The organism is Streptomyces sp. NPDC054813, assembly GCF_053611365.1.
Genome location: NZ_JBSHAF010000018.1, coordinates 24739 through 37471 on the forward strand (window position 1 = coordinate 24739; position 12733 = coordinate 37471).

General features: G+C 72.5%; 10 protein-coding genes and 1 pseudogene. 7 read left to right on the plus strand and 4 right to left on the minus strand.

The genetic code is table 11. The annotated features are described in order from the left end of the window. Positions 1 to 212 precede the first annotated feature (212 nt). Both ACWGJB_RS31685 and ACWGJB_RS31690 read left to right on the plus strand, forming a co-directional pair. Complete coding sequence (locus ACWGJB_RS31685) at positions 213 to 1244, plus strand: LLM class flavin-dependent oxidoreductase (protein ID WP_453383485.1); 1032 nt, start codon at positions 213 to 215, stop codon at positions 1242 to 1244. A 27-nt stretch (positions 1245 to 1271) separates the two neighbouring features. Then, positions 1272 to 1988: an NADPH-dependent F420 reductase gene (locus tag ACWGJB_RS31690; protein WP_453383486.1), complete on the plus strand. Its 717-nt coding sequence runs from the start codon at positions 1272 to 1274 to the stop codon at positions 1986 to 1988. A gap of 137 nt (positions 1989 to 2125) precedes the next feature. Here the strand turns inward: ACWGJB_RS31690 and ACWGJB_RS31695 are convergent. Beyond that, a pseudogene (locus tag ACWGJB_RS31695) lies at positions 2126 to 2731 on the minus strand (SGNH/GDSL hydrolase family protein); the annotation flags it as partial. 640 nt (positions 2732 to 3371) lie between these two features. Here ACWGJB_RS31695 and ACWGJB_RS31700 point away from each other — a divergent pair. Both ACWGJB_RS31700 and ACWGJB_RS31705 read left to right on the plus strand, forming a co-directional pair. Next, positions 3372 to 4166: a pectate lyase gene (locus ACWGJB_RS31700; RefSeq protein WP_453383487.1), complete on the plus strand. Its 795-nt coding sequence runs from the start codon at positions 3372 to 3374 to the stop codon at positions 4164 to 4166. Between the two features lie 128 nt (positions 4167 to 4294). Next, positions 4295 to 5080 carry a DUF5995 family protein gene (locus ACWGJB_RS31705; protein WP_453383488.1) on the plus strand — a complete coding sequence of 262 codons (786 nt, stop codon included), beginning with the start codon at positions 4295 to 4297 and terminating at the stop codon, positions 5078 to 5080. A gap of 50 nt (positions 5081 to 5130) precedes the next feature. Here the strand turns inward: ACWGJB_RS31705 and ACWGJB_RS31710 are convergent, their stop codons facing one another. Further along, entirely contained in the window at positions 5131 to 6429 is a 1299-nt protein-coding gene (locus ACWGJB_RS31710; RefSeq protein ID WP_453383489.1) for a lanthionine synthetase LanC family protein, read from the minus strand. Positions 6430 to 6529: 100 nt separating this feature from the next. Then, the gene (locus ACWGJB_RS31715) at positions 6530 to 7285 is read right to left on the minus strand and encodes a PaaX family transcriptional regulator C-terminal domain-containing protein (RefSeq protein ID WP_453383490.1); all 756 of its coding nucleotides are present in this window, start codon (positions 7283 to 7285) and stop codon (positions 6530 to 6532) included. Positions 7286 to 7356: 71 nt separating this feature from the next. Here ACWGJB_RS31715 and ACWGJB_RS31720 point away from each other — a divergent pair, with 71 nt between their 5' ends. Further along, a complete protein-coding gene (locus ACWGJB_RS31720) occupies positions 7357 to 9018 on the plus strand; it encodes an acyl-CoA dehydrogenase family protein (RefSeq protein WP_453383491.1) in 1662 nt (553 codons plus the stop codon). Between the two features lie 128 nt (positions 9019 to 9146). Further along, positions 9147 to 11126 carry a HEAT repeat domain-containing protein gene (locus ACWGJB_RS31725; protein ID WP_453383492.1) on the plus strand — a complete coding sequence of 660 codons (1980 nt, stop codon included), beginning with the start codon at positions 9147 to 9149 and terminating at the stop codon, positions 11124 to 11126. 28 nt (positions 11127 to 11154) lie between these two features. Here the strand turns inward: ACWGJB_RS31725 and ACWGJB_RS31730 are convergent, their stop codons facing one another. Then, positions 11155 to 11748, minus strand: a complete 594-nt coding sequence (locus ACWGJB_RS31730; protein ID WP_453383493.1) for an Rv1733c family protein — start codon at positions 11746 to 11748, stop codon at positions 11155 to 11157. Between the two features lie 295 nt (positions 11749 to 12043). On the opposite strand from ACWGJB_RS31730, the gene ACWGJB_RS31735 reads away from it, so the two are divergent. Further along, complete coding sequence (locus tag ACWGJB_RS31735; protein ID WP_450764165.1) at positions 12044 to 12721, plus strand: uracil-DNA glycosylase; 678 nt, start codon at positions 12044 to 12046, stop codon at positions 12719 to 12721. Positions 12722 to 12733 lie beyond the last annotated feature (12 nt).

The window sequence follows — 12733 nt, forward strand, 5'->3', positions numbered from 1 at the left end:
GTTGTCGTATCAACTATCATGCCATGAAGACAGCCCGACGGCACACAGGACCGCGGCCGAGGCCGGACTCGGTCGCGAGCATCGGCCGGCGGGACATGCCGTGCACCGTGCCGCAGGCACGACACCCGCCACTTGGTTGACATATCACGTACGTTCCCCGGGGATGGAAAACACCCCGCGGGTGAACCGACCACTCACGAAGGAGTCCACCCATGTCTGATCTCGTCTTCGGCCTGGACACGTTCGGCGACGTGCCGGAAGACGACTCCGGCAACCCGGTCTCCGACGCCCGCGCCATCCGGCAGGTCCTCGACGAGGCCGTACTCGCAGAGGAGACCGGCGTCGACGTCATCGCCCTCGGTGAACACCACCGCCCGGAGTTCGCGATCTCGACCCCGGAGACCGTCCTCGCCGGCATCGCGACCCGCACCAGCCGCATCCGTCTGTCCTCCGGCGTGACCGTGCTGAGTTCCGACGACCCGGTCCGGGTGTTCCAGCGGTTCGCAACCGTGGACGCCCTCTCGAACGGCCGGGCCGAGGTCATCCTGGGCCGCGGCTCCTTCACCGAGTCGTTCCCGCTCTTCGGCTACGACCTCGCCGACTACGACGTGCTGTTCGAGGAGAAGATCGCGCTCTTCGCCAAGCTGCTGGAGGAGAAGCCGGTCACCTGGAGCGGCACCAAGCGCGCACCGCTCAAGGACGCCGACGTCTTCCCCAAGACCGAGTCCGGGCACCTGAGCACCTGGGTCGGTGTCGGAGGTTCGCCCCAGTCGGTCGTCCGCACCGCCCGCTACGGTTTCCCGCTGATGATCGCCATCATCGGCGGCGCCCCGGAGCGCTTCACGCCGTACATCGACCTCTACCAGCGCGCCACCGAGCAGTTCGGCACGACCGCTCACCCGGTCGGCATGCACTCGCCCGGCTTCATCGCCGACACGGACGAGGAGGCCAAGGAAGCGCACTGGCGGCACTACAAGGTCATCCGGGACCGCATCGGCGCACTGCGGGGCTGGCCGCCGGTCCGCAAGGAGGAGTACGAGGCCGAGATCGAGCGCGGCTCCCTCTACATCGGGTCGCCGGAGACGGTCGCCCGCAAGATGGCCCGCGCGATCAAAGCCCTCGGTGTCGGCCGTTTCGACCTCATTTACACCAACGGCGCGCAGTCGATCAGCGCTCGCCTGCGCGCCGTCGAGTTGTACGGCACCAAGGTCATCCCCATGGTCCGCGACCTCCTCGCGGGCTGACACGCTGACACCAGGAACGGAGAAGAGATGCCCGCCACCACCGTCCGCACCGTCGGCATCCTGGGTGCCGGAAAGGTCGGCACCGTGCTGGCCCGCCTGGCCCTGGCCGCCGGCTACCGCGTGTTCATCGCGGGATCGGGCGACCCCGGCAAAATCGCCCTCACCGTCGAAGTCCTCACCCCCGGCGCGGTCCCGGTGACCGCGGCCGAGGCCGCGGCGGGGGCGGATGCCGTCATCCTGGCCCTTCCGCTCGGCAAGTACCGCAGCGTGCCCGCCGACGCCCTGCGCGGCAAACTCGTCATCGACGCGATGAACTACTGGTGGGAGGTCGACGGCGGCCGCGAGGACCTCACCGACCCGCTCACCTCTTCGAGCGAGACCGTGCAGGCCTACCTGGCCGAAGCACGTGTGGTCAAGGCGTTCAACCACATGGGCTACCACGACCTGGAGGACGGGGCCCGGCCCGAGGGAACCCCGGATCGCAAGGCGATCGCGATCGCCGGCGACGATCCGGACGACCTCGCCACCGTGGCCGGTCTCGTCGACGCGTTCGGATTCACTCCTGTCATCGCAGGCCCGCTCGCCGGAGGGGTACGACTCGAACCGGGCACCGAGCCCTTCGGCGCCGACGTCGGCGCCTCAGAACTGCGCGCGATGCTCGACCACTTCTCGGAATCGGCGCGAGGACGGGCCGTGATCAGCGCGCGGACCGCGGCTTCGGCACGGGGTGAAGACGCGGCCTGACCACCGGCCGCCGCGGCCAGGAGGCACCGGCCGTCGGGCCTCGGCGGACCCTGGTGGCGCCGCTCGGCAGCGGTGCCGGACGCCCGTGAATCGTCAGCCACGGAGGAACAGTTCCGTCGGCACCGCCCCCGCCAGGACCGGGTGTGGTCGCCGTTGACGAGGTACGACGTGGTGCGTGACCCCGGATGCGAAGTGAGCGCCAGATCGGGCTGGCCCTGCGCGGTGTAGGCGGTGACGGAGAGGTTGGATCCGGGCGCCAACTCGAAGGCGACGGGATCGGAGACGACCTGGGCGCCGACCGGGACCACGGTCGCGGTGCGGCCCGAGAACGTGACCGGGTGGAGGCTGCCCGGCACGATCGCGCCGGCCCCCGCCCGCCCGTCCTGCGGGAGCGCCACCGTCACCGAGGTGAGCGGGAGCGAGGTGTCGCCGTAGGCGTTGGAGAAGCGCAGCCGCAGCCGATGGCCGCCGGTGGTGACGCGGACGGTCTGGCGCAGGGTGGTGTCGACCAGCACCGTCCTCTCCCCCGTGAAGGGCGCGGGCGGCAGATTGCCGGCCTCGGTGAGCTGCGGCATGCCGGTCCAGGTGTTCACCCAGTGGCTGCCCCGGTCCTGCTGTGCGCCGGCCGGCCGGGGTCCGCGGACCAGTGCGGTGACGGCCGTCGCGGTCACGACCAGGGCGAGAGCCAGGACGCAGGCGCTGAGGAGCGTGACGAGCGGTGTTCTGCTGGGCTGCGGCTTCACGGGAGCCTTCCTGACGAGGGACGGCGACGGCGCCGTCGTCAACTGACCGTGCAGGTGATGCCGCCGAGGGTGTACGCGGTGGGGGCCGCGCTGTTGCCGGTGTGACCATCCGCAGATTGCCGGGGTTCTCGCCGAAGCCGGCGGCCTCGGTGAGGACCGCCGCGGGGACGGCGGCGGTGCGGGCCGAGGCGGCGGCCCCGAGAACGGCGGTCAGCGCGAGCAGCGCCAGCAACAGCAGGGACGCAACAGGGTGCGGAGGGCGGCCGGACGCCGCCGGGGGCGCGGTGCGCGGTGGGTGGCGCCGGGGGCGGGGCACGTCGTTGTCCCTTTCTGATCGCGGCTCGGTGCGGCGTCGTGCGGGGATCCCCGGGCATCGTGGCATGGACATGGCCTCCATGGAAGCGCTCCCACGCGACTTGGCGAGGCGGGGTCCCGGACAGGAACTGATGCTGCGCGAGGCGTTGACTAGAAAGCGCTTGCATCCTACGTTCCGTTCAGCACTGTGACCACCGAGCCCAGCGATGGTCCTCAACGGGCAGGTGTCTGCACTTCCGGTTCCGCGAGATGGACGACGTTCACATACACATCCATCCGTCGAACCCCCAGAAGGACCCCCCACTCGACAGAAGGCATACGGGACATGACTTCACGAGCACGAACCAGTGCGCGGGCGCTGGCGGGCGGGCTGGCCGCTTTCGGACTCTCGCTTGGCATGATCATGGCTAACGGCGCCCGGGCGAACGCGGCCACCTGGCCGACCGCGAGCGGCAGCCAGGCCGTCACCGCGACCATCAAGCTGTCTGGCACGAAGGACTACGGGATGCTGCGCCTGTACGGCAGCGGCGACCTGGGCAGCGGTGGCCAGAGCGAGGACCAGGACCCGATCCTCGACCTGGCGGCCGGCACGGTCCTGAAGAACGTCATCATCGGCGCGCCCGCCGCGGACGGCATCCACTGCGAGGGCAGTTGCACCCTGCAGAACGTGTGGTGGGAGGACGTCGGCGAGGACGCGGCGACCTTCCGCGGCTCCTCCTCGTCCAACGTCTACACCGTCTCCGGCGGCGGCGCGAAGGAGGCCAGCGACAAGGTGTTCCAGTTCAACGGCGCCGGGACGCTCAACGTGTCGGGCTTCGCCGTGCAGAACTTCGGCAAGCTGGTCCGCTCGTGCGGCAACTGCTCCACGCAGTACAAGCGCACGATCAACCTCAACACCATCGAGGCGACCTACAAGGGCAGCGCGCTCGTAGGGATCAACACCAACTACGGCGACAGCGCGACGCTGAAGAACATCACGATCGTCGGGGACAGCAGCAAGAAGATCGTGCCGTGCCAGAAGTACATCGGCAACAACACGGGCGCGGAGCCTCCGACGAACGGAAGCGGGCCGGACGGGACGTACTGCAAGTACGCGAGCTCGGACATCACCTACAAGTGAGCCCGGGCGGTGGGGTCGTCGCCCATTACCGGGCGGCGGCTCCACCGCAGCGGGTTCGTGTCTGCTCCGGGGCGGGGACCCTCACCGGTGTGCGGGCCGAACGAGGGGACCCGGAGAGGGAGTCGGGGATGACGGCAGAGAACATCGACGATGTCGTGGACGGACTTGCCGGGATCGTCCGGGAGGCCACCCGCGCCGGTGACCGGGTCGGATACTTCGCGGCGCTGTACCGGCAGGTGACCGTCGAGGTCCGGACGGCCGTCCACGACGGGCTGTTCGACGACGGCCCGCGGATGGACCGTTTCGACACCCACTTCGGCAACCGCTACTTCGAGGCGTACGACGCCTGGCGTCGCGACCGGAGCGGACCGCGCTGCTGGCGCGAGGCGTTCGGGCTGCTCGACGACGCCGACACCGTCATCGTCCAGCACCTGGTGCTCGGCGTGAACGCGCACATCAACCTGGACCTGGCCGTCGCCGCCGCGCGGACCGGCCCGGGCGAGGCCATCCAGGAGCTGCGGCACGACTTCCTGCTGATCAACGACATCCTCGCGCGGGTGGTGCTGGCGGTGCAGGACTCGGTCGACGCGCTGTCGCCGTTCCTGTCGCTGCTTGACCGGGTCGGCGGCCGCACGGACGAGCAAATCCTCGATTTCAGCATCCGTCAGTCCCGCGAGGAGGCCTGGTACAACGCCGTCCTGCTGGCCGGCCAGAGCGAGACGGAGCGCGCGGCGACCATCGAGCGGCTCGACGTCCGGGCCGCCGTGCTCGCGCGGTTGACCGCACGGCCGGGCGACCTCGTCCGGCCGGCCCTGGAGCTGATCCGGCGCACCGAGAGCGCAGACGTCCCGGCCGTCATCACGCATCTGGACAGCGTCATGGAGCAGACCCCCGTCCGGCCGAAGACGGGTTGAGCCCCGGCGGGTACGCGGACAGGCCGGTCCCGCACACCCGGGCGGGCACGTCACGTCACGGTGTCGGTGGCGTGGTGGCTGGTCGTCGCCCGGGCGGGTACCGGAGGCTGGTCCGGCCAGGCGAGCGCGTACCGGGGATCGCCGCCGCGGCTCAGCCGTACGAAGCGCAGGAGTTCGCGGACGATGCCCGCGTTGCCCATCGCCCAGCCGGTGCGCGGTTCGAGGTCGCTCGGGGTGGCCCGGTGTTCGACGTTGGACCAGCGAGCGCCGTCCTCGTCCCGGATCGCGCGGGCGGCGAGGTCCGCGACGAGGACGCGGGCGAAGTCGTACGGGTCCTGCTGTTCGGCGATCCGGTCGCAGGCCAGGGCGAGGACGCCCGCGGTGCCGCAGCAGCGGCCGTTGTTGTCCCAGAAGCCGGGGCGCAGCCGCTGGGGGAGGCCGGAGTGCGTGACCGTGTGCCAGCAGCGGTCGGCGAGAGCGGTCCAGCCGGGGTCGGCCGTGACGTCCCGCAGCAGCCGGAAGGCCTGGGCGTCGCCGGCCGGGCCGTGGCACCAGCCGTAACTGACGCGATCGACCGCGTCGGGGCGGTACTGAGGGGTGGAGTGCGGGACCAGGAAACCCTCCGGCCCCGCCTGGTCACGCGCCACGACGTCCGCGGCACCGGCCAGCGCCAGTTCGACCAGGTCCGTACGGCCGGTGGCCCCGCCGACCCGGGCCAGCGCCAGGACGATACCGAGCGCACCGTGGGAAACGTGGTGCAGACGGGAGTCGACACCCGTGCGATGCGGCCACTGGACGCCCGCCGGAGTCGGCTCCGCCGTGCGCAGATACGGCTCCACGGCCAGGACGGCCAGTTCGGGGTCGCCGGCCACGAGAGCCCCGAGGCCGATCCCCGCGTTTCCGCCCATCAGCTCGAACAGGGCGCCCCAGCGGGTGCCGTCGAATCGTGACCGCACGACCGTCAACGCGCGGTCGGCTGCGGCACCGGCCGCCTTGTCGCCGAGTTCTTCTTGAAGTGCCCGCAGGACGAGCGCCATTCCGGTACGGCCGAAGTACAGGGAGTCGTCGTCGATGCCGTCGACGGCGTCCGCGATGCTGCGGCCGGTGCGCAGGGCGGTGTCGGCGTAGGAGTCGTCGCCGAAGTGCCGCCACGCCTCCAGGAGCACCGGGACATGCGCGGCCGTACCGCTGTAGAACATGGGGTTGAGTTCGTCGTCGGAGCGGCGGTTCGGCCAGGCGAGTCCCCCTCCTGGGGTCTCCCGTGCGGACTCGGTCAGCCAGCGCAGCCCGTCCAGCGCGAGTCCCTCGACTTCGTCAACCGCCAGTGTCGTGGCCTGTGATGCAGTCACGGGCCCACTCTTCCATGATCTTCAAGGGTCGCCCAGGCCGGAGCTCCTCGGAGCCCTGGAACCCGAGGCTCTTCAGCGGCCGATCCGACGTCCGGTGGCGTCAGTCGGCCAGATCCCCCGTCGGCTCGCCCAGTTCCGCACGGTAGGCCGCGTAGGCGGTGCGCAGTCGGTCGCCGGGCCAGTCGGCGGGCAGGAGTTCCGGCGGCAGGACGGGGTCCGTCAGCAGGTGGCGTACGGCCGCCGCGAAGAGCGTCAGGCGGTCGGGGGGACGGGGGGATTCGGCCGCGCGGGTCAGCAGGGCGCGGGCGGTGTCGGCCCAGGTGGTCAACGGCCAGAGGTGGGCGGCCAGTTCGGGGGCGGCACGGGAGGGGCGGGCCGTGCAGGGCTCGGCGATCGCCAGCACCTCGTCGGGGAGGGGTCTGGTGAGGTTCGCCGGGCGGAGCCAGACGCCCTCTCGGAGTTCGGCCAGGCGCAGGGCGGTCAGGCGGGTGCGCAGGTCCGCGCGTTCGGCGGGGCCGCGGCCCGTGGTCGTGATGATCAGCATCTCCCAGTCGCCGTCCCACGCGCGCGTACGGGGCCGTACCGCCTCGTCCTGGCGCCGCTGGCGGGCAAGGAGCCGGTCACTGAGGCCGTAGACGGCGTCGTCGGTGCGGCGCAGGTCGCCGGCCGCCGTCATCCGGCTGAGCGCTGCCCGGAGCGCGGAGCCGCCGACCCCGAACGGCTCCACGAGGCGGAGCAGGTCCTTCACCGGCAGCCGCGGCGGATGCGTGCCCAGCAGCAGGCTCAGCACGACCGACCGGGCGGACAGCGGCCGCAGGTCGGCGCCGGCGGGCTCGGCGGACACGTTCATGCGCATGGTCACGTACTGTACGTCCGGCTTGTTGTTGCATCATTGCTACAGTCGTAGCGAGAGTGCAACATGGAGCCATGGACTCGACCGCCGCGCTTCCGCAGCCGCAGTACGCCACTCACGACGTCACCAACCAGCCACCGCCGCTCGCCCCGTACGACGCCTCCGACGACCCGGCCCTCATCGAGGGGCTGCGCCGGGAGGGCGCCGAGTGGGCCGAGCAGGGGATCCGGCGGCTCGGGGTGCGGGCCGGGAGCGCGGAGGCTCAGGAGTGGGGCGAGCTGGCCAACCGGCACGAGCCGGAGCTGCGCAGCCACGACCGGTACGGCAACCGGATCGACGAGGTGGACTTCCACCCCAGCTGGCACCACCTCATGCGGACGGCCGTGGCCGAGGGACTGGCGGGGGCGGCCTGGGCGGACGACCGGCCGGGCGCCCATGTCGCGCGGACGGCCGGCGGGCTGGTGTGGGGCCACACCGAATCCGGCCACGGTTGCCCCACCTCGATGACCTATGCGGCGGTCCCCGCGCTGCGCGCCACACCCGAGCTGGCCAAGGTGTACGAACCGCTGCTGACCAGCCGGGAGTACGACCCGGAACTACGGGTGCCGACCGAGAAGCCGGGCCTGCTCGCCGGCATGGGGATGACCGAGAAGCAGGGCGGTTCGGACGTACGGACCAACACCACGGCCGCCACGCCTACCGCCGAGCCGGGCGTCTACACCCTGCGCGGGCACAAGTGGTTCACCTCGGCGCCGATGTGCGACGTCTTCCTGGTGCTGGCGCAGGCACCGGGCGGGCTGTCGTGCTTCCTCGTGCCGCGGGTGCTGCCCGACGGCAGCCGTAACACCTTCCGCATCCAGCGGCTCAAGGACAAGCTCGGCAACCGGTCGAACGCGTCCTCCGAGCCGGAGTTCGACGGAACCGTGGCCTGGCTCGTCGGGCCCGAGGGGCGGGGCGTGAAGACCATCATCGAGATGGTCAACTGCACCCGGCTGGACTGTGTGATGAACTCGGCGACCCTGATGCGCAAGACGCTCGTGGAGGCCGGTCATCATGTGCGCCACCGCAGCGCGTTCGGCGCGCGGCTCGTCGACCAGCCGCTGATGCGCAACGTTCTGGCCGACCTGGCGCTGGAGTCGGAGGCCGCGACCACGCTCACGCTGCGGCTGGCCGGCGCCGCCGACCGCGCGGTGCGCGGCGACGAGCAGGAGCGTGCCTTCCGGCGGATCGCGACGGCCGTCGGCAAGTACTGGGTCACCAAGCGCGGCCCGGCCTTCACCGCGGAGGCCCTGGAGTGCCTGGGCGGCAACGGCTACGTCGAGGACTCCGGGATGCCCCGCCACTACCGCGAGGCACCCCTGCTGTCGATCTGGGAGGGCTCCGGCAACGTCAACGCGCTCGACGTGCTGCGGGCGCTCGCCCGTGAACCCGGCGCCGCCGACGCCCTGTTCGGGGAACTCGCCCACGCGCGCGGGGCGGACGCCCGGCTGGATGTCACCGTGACCCGGCTGAAGACGGAATTGGCGGAAACCGATCAGGCGGGCGCCCGCCGGCTGGTCGAGCGGATGGCGCTCGCCCTCCAGGCCTCCCTGCTGGTCCGGTACGCCCCGACCGCCGTCGCGGACGCCTTCTGCGCGACCCGGCTCGGCGGCGACTGGGGGTACGCGTTCGGCACGCTGCCCGCCGGGGCCGGGGTCGACGCGATCCTGGAGCGGGCACTGCCTGGCGGGAACTGATCCCTCCACGGGGTGTCGTTGGCCGGTGACCGTCGACGGATCGCACACAGTCGTCGTCCGATCCCGCATTGTTGTCAGTGCCGTGGTGCAGACTCCTGATCAGGTGGTACTCGCCCGGGGAGGACAACGTGTTCACGGGGATCGACGAGGTCGACTGGGCCGCGCTGCGGCACGCGTACGGCAGCGCGGAGGACGTGCCCGGTCTGCTGCGCGCACTGGCCTCGCCGGACGCGGCCGAACGGGAGGTCGCGCTCGACGGGATGTACGGCTCGGTGCACCACCAGGGGAACGTGTACGACTCGACGCTCGCCTGCGTCCCGTTCCTCTTCGCGCTCGCTTCCCGCGCGGAGGTGCGGGACCGGGGTGCCATAGTCGAACTGCTGGTCAGCATCGGCTCGGAGAGCGCCGGCCCGCCGGCCCAGGCCGCGGTGCGCGCCGGCGCCGCGGCCTTCGTGCCGCTGGCCGACGACCCGTGCCCCGGGGTACGGCGGGCGGCCACGGCTGCGCTGGTCCGGTTCCTGGACGAACCCGCGCGGGTGCTGGAGCTGCTGCGCCGGCGGATCACGGTGGAGCGCGACGAACAGGTGCTGCCCGCCCTGACCGCGGCCCTCGGCCTGTTCGTACGGCGCCATCCCGCCGACGCGGCCGGGGCGGTGGAGCTGCTGGCCGCGCAGAGCCGGCCGCCGCACTCCGCGGGGATGCGGCTCGCCGCGCTCGGCCAGCTGGCCCTCGGCGCGCCGGAGCGGCTGCCCGCCGATCTGGTACCGACGGCGGTCCGGCTGCTGCGGGAGCGGTCCGAGCGGCGCGCCACGGATCCGGACCGGATGGAGCCGGACACGCTGGTCGGCCGGATACGGCGGCTGCGACCGTCGGACGAGGAGGGTTCGTATCTGCTGCGCACCCTCCACCGGGCGCTGGACGACCGGGTGGCCGACCGGATCGCCCTGCTCGTGGGCCAGTTGGGCAGTCCGGACGCGATGGACCGGTGCAACGCGGTGCGGATGTCGGCCGGGCTGTTCCGGGAGTGGCGGGCGGACTTCAGCGCGCCCGTCTCGTTGATCGGTACCCAACTGGGCTGCCAGGAGGATCAGTTGCGTGATGCGGCCGTCTCGGTGCTCGCGGAGCTGTTCGGGCTGGCCGCGCCCGCCGCCGACGAGTTGCACGCGCTGGTGATCGCGCGGCCCGACCTGTGGGTGCGCACCTGGGAGCGCGGCAGGCCCTCGCTGGGCGGACCGCTCAAGGCACTGGCCAGAAGCGGCGATCCGCGCGCGGTCCCGGTCCTGGCGCAGTTGCTGGCGGGCCCGGCGGCTCCCGTCGGGCTGGGCTTCGAGGTGGTCCGGCTGGGCCCGGCCGCGGCTCCGCTCGCCCCCGCGCTGCGGCACCGGCTGGGCCGGCTACCGCTGGACTCGCCCGAGGCCGCCGAGCTGGCCGCTCCCCTGCTGGCGGCAATCACCGCACTCAGGGATCCGGCAGCGGTGCCGGAGGTACTGCGGCTGCTGCGCGGCGCACCGGACGGACTCGGGGCACGGGAGGCCCTGGTCGGGCAGGCGGTGCGGGCACTCGACGCCCTGGGTACGGCGGCCCGGGCGGCGGCGCCGGTCCTGCGCGGGCTCCTCGACACCCGGCACGCGGCCCTGGCGGCGGGGGCCCTGTGGGCGGCGGAGGGCGACGCGGGCGCCGTACTCCCCACACTGCTCAGGGAGTTGACGCACGGTCGCAGCCGCAGCACCCGGACAGCGGCCGAGCAGCTGGGGCGGCTCGGGGCCGCAGCCCGGGACGCGCTGCCGGCCCTGCGCGGGCTGGCCGGATCGGGCCGGGTGTGGGAACGGACCGCGGCGGCGCAGGCCTGGTGGCGGATCGACGGGGATCCGGACCCGGTACTGCCGGTGCTGCGCGCCGCCTGGGCGGAGAATCCGTACGCCCGCGGTGCGATCGCCGCGTGCCTGGCGGAGATGGGCCCGACGGGCGCACCGCTGCGCGACCTGCTGACGGCCGAACTCGCCACCGCCCGACGGCACACGGCCCGGCCGGGCGGGTACGGCAGCCACGACATCGCCCGGGACGAGCGACTGCTCGCCAACTGCCTCACGGCGCTGGCGAGTCAGTGACCCCGAAGCTCCCGGAGCGGGCGCCGGTTCAGCCGATCGTCCGGCCCCATTGCGGCCCGAGCCGCGACCACTCCGCGTCCCAGCGGTCCATCCGCCGCCGCTCCAGCCGGCCGCGCACCACGAGCCCGGCGACGAAGGGGACGGCGGCCGCGCTCAGCCCGACCAGACCGCCGATCAGCGCGGACCGGAAGTGCGCCTCGGACGCGGTGGCGGGCCGCGTGACCAAGTGCCCCTGGGGGTCCGTCCAGACGGTGACCGGGGTGCCGACCTTACTGCCGGCCGGGACCCGGGCCTGGCCGGTGTGCGCGGAGCCGTCGTCGACGGTCCAGCCCACCCTTGCCCAGACCCGTTCGCCGCCGGAGGACTCGGACTTCGGCCCGGAACCTCCTGGAGCCTTGTCCATGACATGGGCCACGACCGGGTGCCATTCGGCGCGCTCACGGGCCAGACCGTCCTCGACCGACCGGGCCGCCGCGAGCCCGCCGAGCACCCCGGCCAGCAGGGTGAACAGCCAGGCGCCGAGCAGCACCCAGGCCTCCAGTGTGTCTGCGCGGCGCTTCAGCGGGTTGCGCCGCCAGCGCCACAACCAGACCTTCGGACCACGGAACGCCTTCAAAGGCATCCTCCTCACGCGCGCACGGACAGCCCGGACCGCCCTCCCATACGGGAGAGGCCGCCCCGTTGCTCACGGCGAACCTCCGAGTCGACGGTCGCACGACTGAGCCCGCTCGCGCAGGCGTCTCCTGGAACGAGTCCCGGCACCTTGTTCGGGCGGACCGGCACCGCGGCTCCGACCTGTGCCGACGAAGGGTCCGGAGGCCGCGGTTTCTGTCATACGAGCCGACGGTCCGGTCATCCTCGGTCGTCCCGCGACCGCGGCTTGATCACCGACCTGTGTACGGCAGTAGGGTGACGCCGTGGCACCACGACCCTTGCATGAAATCGTCGAACCGGGCTGGGCGAAGGCCCTGGAACCCGTGGCCGGGAAGATCGCGGCGATGGGCGACTTCCTGCGCACCGAGATCGCCGCGGGACGCACCTACCTCCCGGCCGGGCCGAACGTCCTACGGGCCTTCCAGCAGCCCTTCGACGACGTTCGCGTCCTGATCGTCGGCCAGGATCCGTACCCCACCCCGGGGCACGCGGTGGGCCTGTCGTTCTCGGTCGCGCCCGAGGTACGCCCGCTGCCGGGCAGCCTGATCAACATCTTCCGGGAGCTGAACACCGACCTGGGCCTGCCCCAGCCGTCCAACGGCGACCTCACCCCCTGGACCCGGCAGGGCGTCCTGCTGCTCAACAGGGCGCTCACGACGGCTCCGCGCAGCCCGGCCGCGCACCGGGGCAAGGGCTGGGAGGAGGTCACCGAGCAGGCGATCCGGGCACTGGCCGGACGCGGCAAGCCGCTGGTGTCCGTCCTGTGGGGCCGCGACGCCCGCAACCTCCGTCCGCTGCTCGGCCAGTTGCCGGCGGTGGAGTCCGCGCACCCCTCGCCCATGTCGGCGGACCGCGGTTTCTTCGGCTCCCGCCCGTTCAGCCGGGCCAACGACCTGCTGATCCAGCAGGGGGGACAGCCGGTGGACTGGCGTCTGCCGTGAGCGCAGGCGGCG